14 protein-coding genes are annotated in these 16,461 nt (G+C 72.8%); 10 read left to right on the top strand and 4 right to left on the bottom strand.

What is annotated here, in order from left to right; genetic code table 11:
- Positions 1–114 precede the first annotated feature (114 nt).
- Positions 115–2,232, top strand: a complete 2,118-nt coding sequence (locus EIW28_RS06225; protein WP_158630304.1) for an ATP-binding protein — start codon at positions 115–117, stop codon at positions 2,230–2,232.
- Positions 2,233–2,348: 116 nt separating this feature from the next.
- Here EIW28_RS06225 and EIW28_RS06230 read toward each other — a convergent pair whose 3' ends face one another.
- Positions 2,349–3,770: an alpha/beta hydrolase family protein gene (locus EIW28_RS06230; protein ID WP_125246871.1), complete on the bottom strand. Its 1,422-nt coding sequence runs from the start codon at positions 3,768–3,770 to the stop codon at positions 2,349–2,351.
- 135 nt (positions 3,771–3,905) lie between these two features.
- Here EIW28_RS06230 and EIW28_RS06235 point away from each other — a divergent pair, with 135 nt between their 5' ends.
- Positions 3,906–4,436 carry an NUDIX hydrolase gene (locus EIW28_RS06235; RefSeq protein ID WP_197717120.1) on the top strand — a complete coding sequence of 177 codons (531 nt, stop codon included), beginning with the start codon at positions 3,906–3,908 and terminating at the stop codon, positions 4,434–4,436.
- Here EIW28_RS06235 and EIW28_RS06240 read toward each other — a convergent pair.
- Positions 4,430–4,684 (bottom strand): hypothetical protein, encoded by a 255-nt coding sequence (locus tag EIW28_RS06240; protein ID WP_125246872.1) that lies wholly within the window; start codon positions 4,682–4,684, stop codon positions 4,430–4,432. The genes EIW28_RS06235 and EIW28_RS06240 overlap by 7 nt on opposite strands.
- Positions 4,685–4,811: 127 nt before the next feature.
- Positions 4,812–5,996 carry a homogentisate 1,2-dioxygenase gene (locus EIW28_RS06245; protein ID WP_125246873.1) on the bottom strand — a complete coding sequence of 395 codons (1,185 nt, stop codon included), beginning with the start codon at positions 5,994–5,996 and terminating at the stop codon, positions 4,812–4,814.
- Positions 5,997–6,162: 166 nt separating this feature from the next.
- Between EIW28_RS06245 and EIW28_RS06250 the strand changes: the two genes are divergently transcribed.
- The 3 genes from EIW28_RS06250 to EIW28_RS06260 all read left to right on the top strand — a co-directional run bounded on the left by EIW28_RS06250 (position 6,163) and on the right by EIW28_RS06260 (position 9,279).
- Positions 6,163–6,966, top strand: a complete 804-nt coding sequence (locus EIW28_RS06250) for a hypothetical protein (RefSeq protein WP_125246874.1) — start codon at positions 6,163–6,165, stop codon at positions 6,964–6,966.
- On the top strand, positions 6,963–8,186 hold the full coding sequence (gene fahA, locus EIW28_RS06255; protein WP_125246875.1) for a fumarylacetoacetase: 1,224 nt from the start codon (positions 6,963–6,965) through the stop codon (positions 8,184–8,186). Before EIW28_RS06250 ends, fahA begins: the two co-directional genes overlap by 4 nt.
- Before the next feature lie 61 nt (positions 8,187–8,247).
- Entirely contained in the window at positions 8,248–9,279 is a 1,032-nt protein-coding gene (locus EIW28_RS06260; RefSeq protein WP_197717121.1) for an SAM-dependent methyltransferase, read from the top strand.
- Positions 9,280–9,287: 8 nt separating this feature from the next.
- Here the strand turns inward: EIW28_RS06260 and EIW28_RS06265 are convergent, their stop codons facing one another.
- Positions 9,288–9,770, bottom strand: coding sequence for an Lrp/AsnC family transcriptional regulator (locus tag EIW28_RS06265; RefSeq protein WP_125246877.1), 483 nt, complete (start codon positions 9,768–9,770; stop codon positions 9,288–9,290).
- A 140-nt stretch (positions 9,771–9,910) separates the two neighbouring features.
- On the opposite strand from EIW28_RS06265, the gene hppD reads away from it, so the two are divergent.
- From hppD to hutI, 5 genes are read left to right on the top strand one after another with little or no spacing between them, the layout of a single operon-like run.
- A complete protein-coding gene (hppD, locus tag EIW28_RS06270) occupies positions 9,911–11,101 on the top strand; it encodes a 4-hydroxyphenylpyruvate dioxygenase (RefSeq protein WP_125246878.1) in 1,191 nt (396 codons plus the stop codon).
- Positions 11,102–11,152: 51 nt separating this feature from the next.
- A complete protein-coding gene (gene hutU / locus EIW28_RS06275) occupies positions 11,153–12,790 on the top strand; it encodes a urocanate hydratase (protein ID WP_125246879.1) in 1,638 nt (545 codons plus the stop codon).
- Positions 12,791–13,999: an allantoate amidohydrolase gene (locus EIW28_RS06280; protein WP_125246880.1), complete on the top strand. Its 1,209-nt coding sequence runs from the start codon at positions 12,791–12,793 to the stop codon at positions 13,997–13,999. It abuts the gene before it with no gap.
- Entirely contained in the window at positions 13,993–15,288 is a 1,296-nt protein-coding gene (locus tag EIW28_RS06285) for a formimidoylglutamate deiminase (protein WP_125246881.1), read from the top strand. The genes EIW28_RS06280 and EIW28_RS06285 overlap by 7 nt, the downstream gene beginning before the upstream one ends.
- Complete coding sequence (hutI, locus tag EIW28_RS06290; RefSeq protein ID WP_125246882.1) at positions 15,285–16,457, top strand: imidazolonepropionase; 1,173 nt, start codon at positions 15,285–15,287, stop codon at positions 16,455–16,457. Before EIW28_RS06285 ends, hutI begins: the two co-directional genes overlap by 4 nt.
- Positions 16,458–16,461 lie beyond the last annotated feature (4 nt).

A 16,461-nucleotide genomic window follows, 5' to 3' on the forward strand; every position in this document is an offset into this window, starting at 1 on the left:
CTCTCCCGCTTGAGAGCCGACGGAAGCGCGAGTCAGTACGTGGTCGGTGAGGGCTCCATGACAGTGCAGGCTTCGCCCCTCCGATCGCCGATACCGGTGCCGCGGCAACTTCCCATGGATGTCACTGCGTTCACCGGCCGCGAACGCGAACTGCAGGTGCTCGATCGCATCCTCGACACGAGCTTGAACGGCCCGAGCTTCGCCAACGCGGTGATCAGCGGGCCGGGTGGCGTGGGCAAGACCGGTCTCGCAGTGCACTGGGCCCACCGGGTTCGGGACCGGTTCACCGACGGCGAGCTCTATATCGACCTGCACGGTTACAGTCCCGAGCGGCCCCTCGACCCCATGGACGCGCTGGCGCAGCTTCTCGATAGCTTCGGGCTCTCTGACAACGAACTGCCCCAGCGGCTCTCGGAGCGTGCGGCCCGCTATCGCAGTCTGATCTACGGGCGGCGGATGCTCCTCGTGCTGGACAACGCCTCCTCGAATGAACAGATCCGGGAACTCCTCCCAGGCTCGGCGACCTGCGCCGTCGTCATCACCAGTCGCGACCGGCTCGACAGCTTCACGGCCCGATACGGCGGGGTCAGCCTCTCGCTGGACGTGCTGCGGCGAGAGGATTCGGTGAATCTTCTCGGTGGACTCATCGGCGGCCGTGTGGGGGACGACCGCGCGGCATCCGAGGAGATGGCCGAATCCTGCGGACACCACGCACTCGCGCTGCGCATCGCCGCCACGATCGCGATCACCCGTCCTGACGCCTCGATCTCCGCACTCGTGGAGGATCTGCGGCGCGGGCGGAGCGAACTCGACTCGCTCGCGATCGGCGACGATCCGCATACCGATCTCCGGGCGGTGTTCTCCTGGTCGCTCCGCAACCTGAGCGCCGAGGTGCGGCGCGCGTTCGTGCTCATCGGCCTCTTCCCGATCAACGTGCTGGACCTCTTCGGGCTGGCGGCGCTCTGGGGCACCACCATGGACGAGGCCCGGGAGTTGTCGGAAGTCCTGATTCGCGCCCATCTGCTGTCGCGGGCCCAAGGAAGCCGCTATGCGATGCACGACCTGCTCCGGTCCTACGCGCACGAGCTCGCCGAGGAGGAACTCGCTTCGACTGAGCGCGGCAGTGCGGTGGAACGCCTCCTGGACTTCCATGCCGCCGCCGCCTCACGCGCGATGGACGTGTTCCACCCGATGGAGCAGGCGCTGCGTCCCGATCCCCCGCAGTTCGCGGGCCCGGTGCCGGAGTTCGGAAGCCAGGAAGCGGCGCTCTCCTGGCTGAATGCTGAGCGGGTGAACTTGCTCGCCGCCGCACTGTGGGCAGCCGACCACGACCAGTTCCACCACACCAGTCGAATGGCGTTCACGATCTTCAGGTATCTCGACATGTGCGGCAACCTGTATCACAACGAGCGACTGCAGTCCGCCGCCATCCGCGTGCCTCATCCGGTGCAGCGGGGCAGGGCCTTTGAGTACCTCAGCGTGGTGCAGGTGCGCACGGCCCGGTACGAGCAGGCCATCGAAGGATCCCGGCAGGCCATCCAGCTCGCCCGCGAAGCCGGTGACATCGCGCTCGAGGCGGCGTGTCTCGCCAACCTCGGCGCCTACTACAGCTGGACAGGCCGCTTCGAAGACGGCCTCGAGTGCTTGGAGCGCGCACTGAGGTTGATCCTCAAGACCGGCCTCGCCTCTGAGATTGCGCGGATCCGCAATCTGACGGGCAAGGCCCTTCTCGAGCTCGGGCGGTACGAGGAAGCAGAAGAGCAGCTCACTATCGCCCTCGACATGTACAGGGCCGGTGAGTCACCGTACTTCGAAGCGGTCGTCAACTACAGGTTCGGGCTCCTGCGTCTCAGGTCCGGTGACCCTGGCGCAGCCTTGAAGTCGTTCGAGTTCAGCAGGCAGGTGTTCACCGCGATGAACAATCGCAGCCAGGTTCCGGGAGTAATCAACGACATCGCAAACGCCCATCGAGATCAGGAGGAATTCGAACTCGCAACGGAACGGCATTTCGAGGCCTTGTCCATGGCCCGCGAGTTCGCCGTTCTCGACAGCGAACTCATCATCCTGAACGACCTCGCCCTGACCCTCAGGGCTGACGGCCGATTGGAGGAGGCACTCCAGCACCACCAACTGGCGCTGGGGCTCGCCCGCCAGAGCGGGCACCCGCTGGTACTGCAGCGAGCCAAGGACGGCCTGAACGCACTCGCAGCGGAGGTCTCATCCGACCGGTGACAGGGTGCGGTTCGGCGTTGCAACCAGGCCGGTTGCAACGCCGAAGGTGTTCTCTAGACGAGGGGCTCGCCCGAAGCCGCGCAGCGAGCGAGCCCCGCCCGGTCCTGAGGAGCGGGTCAGGCTGCCAGGCCCCAGTAGGCGCTCCAGGGGAGTAGGAGGGCGGCTCCGGCGAGGAGGGTGGTGAAGCGGAGTTTTGCGCTGGGGGTGATTCGGGTGCGGCGGCGGTAGAGGTGGATGGTGAGGGCGATCGCGGCGAGGGCCAGCGTTGCTGCGGCGGCTTGGAGGAGCAGCCAGGGCAGGGGGCGGCCGGCGATGACCGGGCCGAGGAGGGCTTGGGCTCCGGTCATGAGGGTCCAGCTGATGTAGGCGGTCGTCAGGAGGGGGAGGAGCAGGCCGATCGTGGCGACGGTGCGGGAGGACCAGGTGGCGGCGAGCGGTTCGCGGCCCCGGAGGCGGCGGATGAGGGCTGCGGCGGGGTAGGCGAGGAACAGGATCGTGAACAGGCCCAGGGAGACGAGCAGGGCGTTCGCCGTGCCGAACCAGGGCGGGGACGGCACCGGGGTCGGTTCGACGGCCGTGGCCGGGATCGGGTCGACCGTGATCGCGGACGCGCCCGCGGCGAGGCCGTGGATCCAGGTCGTGACGGTGTCGACGTAGCCGCCGGGGCTGCGGTCGATCGCGTTGCGGTCGTAGCCTTCGGGCTTGGTGCCGTCGACGGTCGGCACCATGCGGTGGTCGACGCCCGGGATCAGCCGCAGCGCGTAGTTCGGGTTGCCGCCCGCGTCGAGGGCGTCCCGGTAGCGCTCCATTGTCGGGCCGGCCGGGGTGTTCAGGTCGAACTCGGCGAAGACGCCGAGGAACGGCCGGTCGAGTTCGGCGAGCGGCGGGAGCGGGTCGTAGCCGGCGAGGCGGAACAGGCCGTCGGCGACGAGCGCCGCGATGAAGCGCTCGCCGAGCCGTGCGGCGAGCCGGTCGCTCACGCCCTGGCGCGCCAGTTCGCTGCGGTTCATCCACCCCTGGGTGTCCTCGGGGGTGAGCGCGCTGCCGCCGGAGGCGATCACGAACGCCGCCGCGTCGGAGCGCGCCGACGCCTCGATCACCGTCCACGCGCCTTCGCTGTGCCCGTGCAACCCGACGAGGGCGGGGTCCGCTTCGGGCCGCTCGCGCAAAGCCTCGACGGCGGCGTTCGCGTCGTCGGCCAGGTCCTCGATCGAGCCGTCGAACTGCGAGTAGCCGTCCGCGGGGCCGCGCTTGTCGTAGATCATCGCGACGATCCCCGCTTCGGCGAACGCCTCCGCGTTCGCCCGGTGCCGGTCCCGGTCGGGCCCCGGCCCGGCGCCGGCCACCAGGACCACGCCCGGGAGCCCTTGGGCCCCTTCGGGAGCGATCAGGGTCGCGCCGATCTCGCGGTCGCCGCTGCGGAACGTCACCTCCGTCTCGACCAGGGCCGGCGACTGCGCCGCGGCCGGCGCGGGCGGCGCCAGCGCGAGCGCGGCGGCGGCCAGGAGCCCGGCCGCCATGGTGCTGAGCGGTGTCATGTCGTACGCCTTCCGGAGAGGGGGTTTCCTGAACCCTCAACGTAGGAAGCGGAAGCGGTTGCCCGGAATCATGCTGGCGCCCCTCTCCGACCGGGGGCCCACCCCACCCCGCGGCCGCGCTGGCAGAATGTGCCGGTGCCCATTGCCATCGCCCACCTGCACGAGCAGCTCGCCGCCTACCTCGACCGCTACCCGGAGTCCGAAGGGGACGTCGGCCCGCTCCTGGCGCTCGACTCCGCCGCCGGGTTCGAGCGGGCGACGATGCCCGGCCACGTGACCGCCTCCGCGATCGTCCTCGACGCCGCCGGCGCGGTGCTCCTCATCCACCACCGCGCCCTCGACCGCTGGTTCCAGCCCGGCGGCCACCTCGAACCGGACGACGAGACGCTGCCGGGCGCGGCCCTGCGCGAAGCGGTCGAGGAGACCGGCCTGCGCCCCGCTGACCTGGAGCTGCTGGACCCGGCCCCGATCCACATCGACGTCCACCCGATCCCCGCCAACCCCCGCAGAGGCGAAGGCGCCCACGACCACTACGACGTGCGCTACCTCTTCCGCTGCGCGAGCGGCGAACTCAACCCCCGCGCCGAGGAGGTCCACGCCGCCGAATGGCGGCCCGTCATCGACCTCGACAACGCCGATCTCGTGCAGCGCCTGAAGTCCTACTGACCGCGGCGGTGGGCGGCCAGGTTCCGGTCGGCGACGTCCTGGCGGAGCATCCACGTGAGGGCGGAGTTGTGGAGGAGGGCCACCAGGGCCGGGCGCGTCAAGTGGAGGGCCTCGGCGGTCCGGTCGAGGTGCCAGTCGTTGGCGGCGAGGGCTTCGAGGAGGCGGGCGCGGCGGGTCTGGGTCTCGGAGAGGCGGAAGGACTGAAGGAACGCGGGACGGCCCGCGGCGTCCAGGATCGCTTCGCCCACATGGGCTTCGGGACTGCCGGCGGTGAATGAGGGCCGGTAGCGGACGAGCCTGAGCGTCGCCGCCCGTGCGCGCGAACGGGAAACGGGACCGCCGCGTGAGGCGGCCCCGTCACCGGGGGCGGCGCGACTACAGGCCCGGGTCGCGGTTCCAGGTCCAGGCGTAGTTGGTGTCCTCGACGTCGAGGGCCGGCGCGCACAGTTCCAGGGGGCGGAAGGTGTCGACCATGACCGCGAGCTCGTCGAAGAAGTCGGCGCCGATCGAGCGTTCCGGTGCGCCCGGCTGCGGCCCGTGTGTGAAGCCGGACGGGTGCAGGGAGATCGAGCCCTGCTCGATGCCGGAGCCGCGGCGGGCCTCGTAGTTGCCGCCGCAGTAGAACATCACCTCGTCGGAGTCGACGTTGTGGTGGTTGTAGGGCACCGGGATCGCGTCCGGGTGGTAGTCGACCTTGCGGGGCACGAAGTTGCAGATCACGAAGTTCGGGCCCTGGAACACCTGGTGCGCCGGCGGCGGCTGGTGGATGCGACCGGTGATGGGCTCGAAGTCGTGGATCGAGAACACCCACGGGTACAGGCACCCGTCCCAGCCGACCACGTCGAACGGGTGGTGCGCGTACGTGAACCGCGTCCACAGCGTCTGCGAGCCGCGGCCGCGGTGCTGCACGTACACGTCGACGTCCTCGCCGTCGACGAGCAGCGGCTCGGCCGGGCTGCGCAGGTCGCGCTCGCAGTACGGCGAGTGCTCCAGGAACTGGCCGCGCACCGACAGGTAGCGCTTGGGCGGCGTGATGTGCCCGGTCGACTCGACCACGAGCGTGCGCAGCGGCTCCTCGCCGACCGGGACGATGCGGTAGATCGTGGACATCGGCATGATCAGGTAGTCGCCCTGCCCGATGTCGAGGGCCCCGAACGAGGTCTCCACGTGCGCCGCACCGGACTCGACGTAGACGCACTCGTCGCCGATCGCGTTGCGGTACAAGGGCGAGGGCCGGTCGGCCACCGAGTACGAGATCCGCACGTCCGCATTGGACAGCAGGTGCTCGCGCCCGAGGACCGCGTCGCCGGCGGCGTCGAGCTTGTGGGTGCGGAAGTGCCGCGGCTTGAGCGGGTGGTTCGGGACCGGTTCGGCCCGCTCGGGCCGGTGCTCGGTGCTGGCGCTGATCGCGGTGGGCCGGAAGCGGTGGTACAGGAGCGAGGAGTCCGAGGAGAAGCCCTCCTGGCCCATGAGCTCCTCGGAGTACAGGCTCCCGTCGGCCTGCCGGAACTGCGTGTGTCGCTTGTCGGGGATCTGCCCGACCGAACGGTAGAACGGCACGGCGACTCCTTCGTCGGTTCCCGCGGAGGCCGCGGCGGCGCCCCCGCACCCTGAGGATAACCCTCGCGCCGTCCGATTTCGACCGCTCCGCGCACCTCCCGGCGCGAACGCGCACCGCGTGCGCGGACCGCTGGACCGGCGCGCGCCGAACCCCTAGGCTCGGGGCATGGCCGGACCGCTCCCCGCGATGCTGCGGGGCCTGATCGACGACGCCGCGCCGTTCCCGCCGGGGAACGCGCCCCTCGAAGCCGCCGTGCCCGCCCACCGCGGCTACCGCCAGTCCTGGTTCGAGCCCCTCATCGGCCCGCTCCTGGTCCCGCAGAGCCGCCTCGGCGACCTCGGCCCCGGCTCCGCGCTCGCCGGGCGCGGCCCGCTCCGCATCGGCGTCGTCGTGGACGGCGAGCTCGAAGCGCTCGCCGACGCCGTCGCCGCCCTCGCGCCGCAGGTCGCGGTCGTCCACTACGAGTCGCGGCACGCCCTCGACCACCTCGCCGAACACCTCGCCGGCAAGCCCGTGTTCGCGGAGATCCCCTTCGGCGAGGACGCCCTCGACGCCGTCCGCCCCACCGGGTTCACGCCCAAGTTCCGCACCGGAGGCCCCGCCGCCGAGTTCTTCCCGCCGCCCGAGACGCTCGCCGCCGCGATCTGCGGATGCCGGCGCCGCGGCCTCCAGTTCAAGCTCACCGCGGGCCTGCACCGCGCGGTCCGACGCACCGACCCGGCGACCGGCTTCGCCCACCACGGCTTCGTGAACGTCCTGGTCGCCGCCGACGCCGCCGCGAACGGGGCCGGCGTCGACGAGACCGCCGCGATCCTCGCCTCCGAGGACGCCGCCGACCTCGCCGCCCGCGCGAAGCGGCTCCTGGGCCGCCCGCGCGCCCTGTGGACCGGCTTCGGCTCGTGCAGCATCGACGAACCGCTCCAGGACCTCCTGGACCTGCGGCTCCTGACCAGAGGGGACGACGCATGACCGCCACCAGCTGGGTCGAGGGCGCCGACCCCGGCCCGTTCGGCCTCGCCCACCTCCCGTACGGGGTCTTCTCGACCCGCAAGGACCCGGCCCCGCGCATCGGGGTCCGCATCGGCGACCAGATCCTCGACCTGCGCGCGCTCGCGACCGGCACGTTCTTCCTGCCGTGGATCCGGCCCGCGTTCCACGAGCACGCCCTGAACGCCTTCATGGCGATGGGCCCGCCCGCGTGGCGCCTGGTCCGCCACCAGCTCACCGAGCTCCTGTCGGACCGCCGCCACCAGGACCAGTCCGCGACGCTCCTCACCCCCGTCGACCGGGCGCACCTGCACCTGCCGTTCCACGTCGCCGACTACGTCGACTTCTACGCCTCCGAGCACCACGCCGCGAACCTCGGCCGCCTCTTCCGGCCCGACGCCGAACCGCTGCTGCCCAACTGGAAGCACCTCCCTGTCGGCTACCACGGCCGCGCCGGCACCGTCGTCCCCTCCGGGACCCCGGTCGTGCGCCCCCGCGGCCAGCGCAAGACCCCCGACGGGCCCGTCGAGTTCGGGCCCAGCGCCCGCCTCGACATCGAGGCCGAGGTCGGCTTCGTCGTCGGCGTCGGCACCGACCTCGGCACGCCCGTGAACCCCGACGACTTCGCCGAGCACGTCTTCGGCGCGGTCCTCGTCAACGACTGGTCCGCGCGCGACATCCAGGCGTGGGAGTACGTGCCGCTCGGCCCGTTCCTCGGCAAGTCCTTCGCGACCTCGATCGGCCACTGGGTGACGCCCCTCGACGCGCTCGCCGCCGCGAAGGCCGAGGCCCCCGTCCAGGACCCGGCGCCGCTCGGCTACCTCCAGGAGACCGAGCGCTTCGGCTACGACCTGTCGATGTCGGTGCGCTGGAACGGCACCCAGGTCTCGCGGCCGCCGTTCAAGGGCATGTACTGGACGCCGGCGCAGATGCTCGCGCACCTGACCGTCAACGGCGCCTCGCTGCGCACCGGCGACCTGTTCGCCTCCGGCACCGTCTCCGGCGCGGCCGCCGACGAGCGCGGCTCGTTCCTGGAGCTCACCTGGGGCGGGAAGGAGCCCGTCACGGTCGGCGACGGCGAGTCCCGCGCGTTCCTCGAGGACGGCGACACCGTCGTGCTGGAGGCGACCGCGCCGGGCCCGGACGGCTCGGTCATCGGCCTGGGCGAGGTGACCGGCACGATCCTGCCCGCCCCGCACTGACCGGTCACCCGCCCGCCGTTCGCGTGACCGCCGGCGGCGGCCGTGTGGAAGGATGTGCGGCGTGTTCGATGAGCAGCGAGTTGTCGTTTCGGCGGCTGAAGAGTCACTTCCGCTGGCGATCCGGGAACTCGAGCTCGACTTCGGCCCTGAGGCGAAGGTCGAGCAGATCGCTCCCGAGACGGCCGTGATCACCGCGCCCGGGCTCACCGCCCAGGAGGTCGCCGACCGGTGCATCGCCGCGCCGCTGGTCTTCCCGCGCCACATCACCGTCCAGGCGGCGATGCTCGGCGCGGGCACCGGGATCGACCAGGTCGCCGAGGCCGCGCTCGCGGAGGTCCGCGAAGCCGGCATCGAGGGCGGCCTCGCCGTCCAGGTGTGGGCGAGCGGGCGCTCGGACTACGGGTTCGGGCCCGCGGCGCTGTTCGGGGCGATCGCCGGCGAACTCGAGGAGGCCGGGTTCTCGGTCGCCAAGTCCGGGCGCGACCACGTGCTCTCCTGCTGCCTGACGCCGAACGGGATCCTGCTGGGCCTCAATGAGACCCGCGACAGCCTCAGCGACTGGCCCGGCGGCGGCGTGCGCCTGTCGAAGTCCCGCGACCAGATCTCGCGCGCCGAGTTCAAACTCGAGGAGGCCCTGCGCGAGTTCGGCCTCGACCTTCCCGCCGGCGGCAAGGCGGTCGACTTCGGCGCCGCGCCCGGCGGCTGGACCCGGATCCTGCGCCAGCGCCGCATGCACGTGTGGGCCGTCGACCCGGGCGACCTGGACGAGCGGGTCGCTCGCGACCCGCAGGTCAAGCACCTGAAGCTCACCGCCGGGCGGTTCCTGCGCAGCAACCGCACCGTCTTCGACGTCGCGGTCAACGACATGCGCATGGATCCGAAGCTGAGCTGCGACCTCATGGTCCGCGCCGCCGAGCACCTCGCGCCCGGTGCGCTCGCGATCGTCACGCTCAAGACCGGCAGCCGGGACGTGCTCACGACGATCCAGGCGTGCCTGGCCTCGCTGGCGGGACCGTACGAGGTCCTGCACGCCCGCCAGCTCCGCCACAACCGGCACGAGATCACCGTGATCGCCCGCAGGACCGGCGCCTAGCCCGGGCTTCAGCCTCCCGCGGCCTCCTTGACCAGCGGCAGGGTGCGGTGCGGGATCTGCTCGGCGAGCGCGATCACCGTGGTGGCCCGCAGGACGCCCTCGCTCGCGAGGACCCGGTCGATGACGCCCTGGAGCTCGGCGTTCGTGCGCGCCACGATGCGGCACAGCATGTCGCCGGCGCCGGTGACCGTGTGCGCCTCCAGCACCTCGGGGATGCGCGCGAGCCGCTGCGCCATCGGCTGGTGCCCGACGGCCTGCCGCAGCTCCAGGGTCACGAACGCGGTCACGGGGTACCCGAGGGCCGCCGGGTCGACGCGGGGCCCGAAGTCGCGCACGACGCCGCGCGCGATGAGCTTGTCGAGCCGCGCCTGCACGGTCCCGCGCGCGACGCCGAGCCGCCGGGCGCATTCGAGGACCCCGATGCGCGGCTCCGCCTCCAAGAGCTCGATGAGCCTGGCGTCGAGGCCGTCGACGCCCGTTCCACTGGTCATACCGCCCAGTGTATGCGGTGTCCAACTGGCACATCTGCGCAAGTTGCGCAACCTTTCCGGTACTGCTTGCCCAGTGCGCGAGAATGGATCATGATCAGGGCCACAAGCCCCGCCGGACCGCGCGAGTCAAGGAGGCCGCCATGGTCGACACCGCCAGCCGCTCCGCCGACGCCGTCCTGGAGGGCCCCGACGACGCGCCGGGCCTGGTCGGCGCGGTCGAGCACGACATCCGCGAGGACGCCTTCCCGATCAAGGGCTGGGACCACGTGCGCTTCTTCGTCGGCAACGCGCGCCAGGCCGCCCACTACTACTCGACCGCGTTCGGCATGACGCTCGTCGCCTACCGCGGCCCGGAGCAGGGCTTCCGCGAGCACGCCGAGTACGCGCTCAAGTCCGGCGGCGTCGTGTTCGTCCTCGCCGGCGGCGTCACCGCCGACGCCGAGGCCACCAAGCACGTCGCGCGGCACGGCGACGGCGTCGTCGAGGTCGCCCTCGAGGTGCCCGACGTCGACCGCAACTACGCGCACGCGATCGCGCAGGGCGCCATCGCGGTCGAGGAGCCCCACGACCTGACCGACGAGCACGGCACCGTCCGCCGCGCCGTCATCGGCACCTACGGCGAGACCCGGAACGTCCTCGTGGACCGCTCCGGCTACGACGGCCCGTTCCTGCCCGGGTTCGTCGCGGCCGAGCCGATGACCGCCCCGCCCGAGAAGCGCTACTTCCAGGCCATCGACCACGTCGTCGGCAACGTCGAGCTCGGCCGGATGCGCGAATGGGTCGAGTACTACGAGCGGGTCATGGGCTTCACGAACATCGTCGAGTTCGTCGACGACGCGATCGCGACCGAATATTCGGCGCTCATGAGCAAGGTCGTCGCGAACGGCACCCGCAAGATCAAGTTCCCGATCAACGAGCCGGCCGCGGGCCGGAAGAAGTCCCAGATCGACGAGTACCTCGAGTTCTACGGCGGCCCCGGCGTCCAGCACATCGCGCTCGCCACGGGCGACATCCTCGCGGCCGTCGACGCCATGCGCGAGCGCGGCGTCGAGTTCCTGGAGGCCCCGGACGCCTACTACGAGGACCCGGAGCTGCGCGAGCGCATCGGCACCGTGCGCGTCCCGATCGAGGAGCTCCAGCGGCGGCGAGTGCTGGTCGACCGCGACGAGGACGGCTATATGCTCCAGATCTTCACCAAGCCGCAGCAGGACCGGCCCACGATGTTCTACGAGATCATCGAGCGGCACGGCTCGCTCAGCTTCGGCAAGGGCAACTTCAAGGCCCTCTTCGAGGCCCTCGAGAAGGAGCAGGCCAAGCGCGGCAACCTGTGACCGCGACGGCATCCCAAAGCATCCACTGAGCCACCAGCAGACGGGGACTACATGCACGCACCACACGGCGCCGACCTGCACTGCCGCACCTGGCAGACCGAGGCGGCCTACCGGATGCTCCAGAACAACCTCGACCCGGCGGTCGCCGAGCGCCCGGAGGACCTGGTCGTCTACGGCGGCACCGGGAAGGCCGCGCGCAGCCGCGACGACCTCGCCGCGATCCTGCGGACCCTGCTGACGCTCGCGCCCGACGAGACGCTCCTGGTCCAGTCGGGCCGCGCGGTCGGCGTCATGCGCACCCACGAGTGGGCCCCGCGCGTCCTCATCGCGAACTCGAACCTGGTGCCCGACTGGGCCACCTGGCCCGAGTTCCGGCGCCTGGAGTCCCTGGGCCTCACCATGTACGGGCAGATGACCGCGGGCTCGTGGATCTACATCGGCACGCAGGGCATCCTCCAGGGCACGTACGAGACGTTCGCGGCCGTCGCCGCGAAGCGCTTCGGCGGCACCCTCAAGGGCACGCTCACCGTGACCGCCGGCTGCGGCGGCATGGGCGGCGCGCAGCCGCTCGCGGTCACCATGAACGACGGCGTCTGCCTCATCGTCGAGGTCGACCCGCACCGCCTCCACCGCCGCGTCGAGACCCGCTACCTCGACACCGTCGCCGCCGACCTCGACGACGCCGTCGCCCAGGCGCTCGCCGCCAAGCGCGCCGGCGAGGCCAGGTCGATCGGCCTGGTCGGCAACGCCGCCGAGGTCCTGCCCGAGCTCCTCGCCCGCGGCGTCGAGGCCGACATCGTCACCGACCAGACCTCCGCGCACGACCCGCTGTCCTATGTGCCCGCCGGGGTGGACGTCGCCGACGCCGCCGGCCTCGCCGAGCGCGACCCGAACGCGTTCACCGACCGCGCCCGCGAATCCATGGCCCGGCACGTGGAGGCCATGGTCGGCTTCCTCGACGCGGGCGCCGAGGTCTTCGACTACGGCAACTCGATCCGCGGCGAGGCCCTCGCGGGCGGCTTCGCGCGCGCCTTCGACTTCCCCGGGTTCGTGCCCGCCTACATCCGGCCCCTGTTCTGCGAAGGCAAGGGCCCCTTCAGGTGGGCCGCGCTCTCGGGCGACCCCGCCGACATCGCCGCCACCGACCGGGCCGTGCTCGACCTGTTCCCCGAGAACCGGACCCTGCACCGGTGGATCTCGCTCGCGCGCGAGCGCGTCGCGTTCCAGGGCCTCCCGGCCCGCATCTGCTGGCTCGGCCACGGCGAGCGCGACCTCGCGGGCGTGCGCTTCAACGAGCTCGTCGCCGACGGCACCCTCAAGGCCCCGATCGTCATCGGCCGCGACCACCTCGACTGCGGCTCGGTCGCCAGCCCCTACCGCGAGACCGAGGCGATGAAGGACGGCTCCGACGCGATCGCCGACTGGCCCCTGCTCAACGCCCTCGTGAACACCGCGTCGGGCGCGTCCTGGGTCTCGATCCACCACGGCGGCGGCGTCGGCATCGGCCGCTCGATCCACGCCGGCCAGGTCACCGTCGCCGACGGCACCGCGCTGGCCGCGCAGAAGCTCGAACGGGTCCTCGCCAACGACCCCGCGATGGGCGTCATCCGGCACGTGGACGCCGGATACGAGGAGGCCGACCGCGTCGCCGCCGGCCACGGCGTCCGCATCCCCACCCGGGAGTCCTGAATGGACGCGGCGGGCTTCCGGCGGCTCTGGGACCAGATCGCGCCCATCGGACGCGCCGACAGCGGCGGCTACCTGCGCTTCTCCTGGAGCGAGGCCGACCTCGCGCTCCGCGCCTGGTTCGACGCGCAGGCCGCCGAGCGCGGCCTGCGCACCGAGACCGACCGCAACGGGAACCGGTACGCGCACTGGGACCCCGAACCCGGCGCGGCCGCGGACGGCCGCGCCGTCCTCACCGGCAGCCACTTCGACTCCGTGCCCCACGGCGGCGCCTACGACGGCCCCCTCGGGATCGTCTCCGCGCTCCTCGCCGTCGACGAGCTGCGCGCCGCCGGCTTCACACCCGCGCGGCCCGTCGTCATCGGCGCGTTCACCGAAGAGGAGGGCGGACGGTTCGGCGTCCCCTGCCTCGGCTCCCGCCTCATGGCCGGCGCGATCGACCCCGACCGCGCCCGCGCCCTCACCGACGCGGACGGCACCACCTTCGCCGAGGCCATGCGCGCCGCCGGCGCCGACCCCGACGCGCTCGGCCCCGACCCCGACCGCCTCGCCGCCACCGCCGCGTTCGTCGAACTCCACGTCGAGCAGGGCCGCGCGCTCGACGCGCCCGTCGGCGTCGCCAGCGCCATCTGGCCGCACGGGCGCTGGCGCATGGACTTCACCGGCGCGGGCGACCACGCCGGCACCACCCGCCTGCCCGACCGCCGCGACCCGATGCTCACCTTCGCGTTCGCCGTCCTCGCCGCCCGCAAGGAGGCCCGCCTCGCCGGGGGCCTCGCCACCGTCGGCCGCGTCGAAGCCGTCCCGAACGCCACCAACGCGATCGCCTCGCGGGTCACCGCCTGGCTCGACGCCCGCGCCCCCGACGAGGCCGTGCTCGCCGCGATCCTCGCCGGCTTCGAGTCCAAAGTGTGCGAACGCGCCGCCCGCGACGGCACCGGCTTCGCGATCGCGCCCGAATCGGCGACCCCGATCGTCGAGTTCGACGCCGCGCTGCGCGACCGCCTCGCCGACCTCCTCGGCGGCGCGCCCGTGCTCCCCACCGGCGCGGGCCACGACGCGGGCGTCCTCGCCGCGCACGTGCCGACCGCGATGCTGTTCGTGCGCAACCCCACCGGCGTCTCCCACGCGCCCGGCGAGGCCGCGAGCGACGAGGACTGCGCCGCTGGCGTCGACGCCCTCGCCGCCGTCCTGCGGGAGCTCGCGTGCTGACCTACTGGGCCCGGCACGCCCGGCTGCCGGGCGGCATCGCGGACGCCGTCGCGATCGACGTCGCCGACGGCCGCATCACCGCCGTCACCCCCGGCGCCGCCCCGCGCGGCGAGATCCTCGGCGGCGTCGTCCTCCCCGGCTTCGCGAACACACACTCGCACGCGTTCCACCGGGCCCTGCGCGGCCGCGCCCACGACGCCGAGGGCACCTTCTGGACCTGGCGGCGCGGCATGTACGCGCTCGCCGCCCGCCTCGACCCCGACTCCTACCACCGGCTCGCGCGCGCCGTCTACGCCGAGATGGCCCTCGCCGGGATCACCTGCGTCGGCGAGTTCCACTACCTCCACCACCAGGCCGGCGGCCGCCCCTACGCCGACCCGAACGCCATGGGCGAGGCCCTGGTCCAGGCCGCCGCCGACGCCGGCATCCGCATCGCCCTGCTCGACGCGCTCTACCTCTCCGGCGGCTTCGGCAAGCCCCTCGAACCCGCGCAGCAGCGCTTCGGCGACACCGGCCTCGAAGGCTGGCTCGACCGCGTCGAACGCCTCAAGCCCCCCGCGCACGCCCGTGTCGGCGGCGCCGTCCACTCCGTGCGCGCCGTCCCCGACGAGGCCATCGCCGCGTTCGCGTGCTCCACCGAAGGCCGCCCCGTCCACGTGCACCTCTCCGAGCAGCGCGCCGAGAACGACGCCTGCCGCGCCGAGCACGGCTGCACCCCCACCGAGCTCCTCGAACGCTGCGGGCTCCTCGGCCCCGACCTCACCGCCGTCCACGCCACCCACCTCACCGAGCACGACGTCGACCTCCTCGCCCGCTCCGGCACCGGCGTCGCCTTCTGCCCCACCACCGAACGCGACCTCGCCGACGGCATCGGACCCGCCCGCGCGCTCGCCGACGCCGGGGTCCGCCTCTCGCTCGGCACCGACTCGAACGCCGTCGTCGACATGTTCGAGGAGGCCCGCGCCCTCGAGATGCACGAGCGCCTCGTCAGCGAGGAGCGCGGCCGCTTCACCGCCGACGCCCTCCACGCCGCCGCCACCGGCCACGCCGCCCTCGGCTTCCCCGACGCCGGGCGCATCGAGCCGGGCGCGCGCGCCGACCTCGTCGCCGTCGACCCCGCCACCCCGCGCACCGCCGGGGCCCGCCCCGACGGCATCCTCTACGCCGCCGCCGCGGCCGACGTCACCGACGTCGTCGCCGACGGCCGCCACATCGTCCACGAGGGACGCCACCGGTACATCGACGCCGGCGCCGAACTCCGCGAAGCGATCGGGGAGCTCTGGCAATGAGCGCGACACGCAGCCTGCTCATCGACGGCATCGGCGAACTCGTCACCGCCGACGCGGAGGGCACCGTCCACTACGACGCCGCGATGGTCGTCGAGGACGGCCGCATCGCCTGGATCGGCCACCGCCTCAACCGGCCCGCCGCCGACGACCGCCTCGACCTCGGCGACCGCGCCGTCGTCCCCGGCTTCGTCGACTCCCACGCCCACCTCGTCTTCGCGGGCGACCGCGCGGGCGAGTTCGACGCCCGCATGAGCGGCGAGCCGTACGACGGCGGCGGCATCCGCACCACCGTCGAGGCCACCCGCCGCGCCGCCGACGAGCGCCTGCGCGAGAACTGCGCCCGCCTCACCGCCGAGATGCTCCGCCAGGGCACCACCACCGTCGAGATCAAGTCCGGGTACGGCCTCACCGTCGAGGACGAGGCCCGGTCCCTGCGCATCGCCCGCGAGTTCACCGCCGAGACCACCTACCTCGGCGCCCACACCGTCCCCGCCGGCGCCGACCCCGACGCGTACACCGCGCTCGCCGCCGGCCCCATGCTCGACGCCTGCGCGCCCCACGCGCGATGGGCCGACGTGTTCTGCGAACGCGGCGCCTTCGACGCCGACCAGGCCCGCACCGTCCTCACCGCCGCCGCGAAGGCCGGCCTCGGCCTCCGCGTCCACGCCAACCAGCTCACCGCCGGACCCGGCGCGCGCCTCGCCGTCGAACTCGGCGCCGCCTCCGCCGACCACTGCACCCACCTCACCGACGCCGACGTCGACGCCCTCGCGAACTCCTCGACCGTCGCCACCCTGCTGCCGGGCGCCGAGTTCTCGACCCGCTCGCCCTATCCGGACGCGCGGCGCCTCATCGACGCCGGCGCCACGGTCGCGCTCGCGACCGACTGCAACCCCGGCTCCTCCTACACCAGCAGCATGGCGTTCTGCATCGCGCTCGCCGTCCGCGAGATGCGCATGACCCCGTACGAAGCGCTCGAAGCGGCCACCGCGGGCGGCGCGGACGCCTTGCGGCGCACCGACATCGGACGCCTCGTCGTCGGCGCCCGCGCCGACCTGGCCGTCCTCGACGCCCCCTCGTTCGTCCACCTGGCCTACCGGCCGGGGACGCCCTTGATCGCGACCGTCATCCGCGGCGGCGGCGTCGTCCACCAGCGCGCCGAGAACTAGAGGA

It is taken from the genome of Glycomyces terrestris (assembly GCF_003933745.1).
GTDB classification, from domain to species: Bacteria; Actinomycetota; Actinomycetes; order Mycobacteriales; family Micromonosporaceae; genus Glycomyces; species Glycomyces terrestris.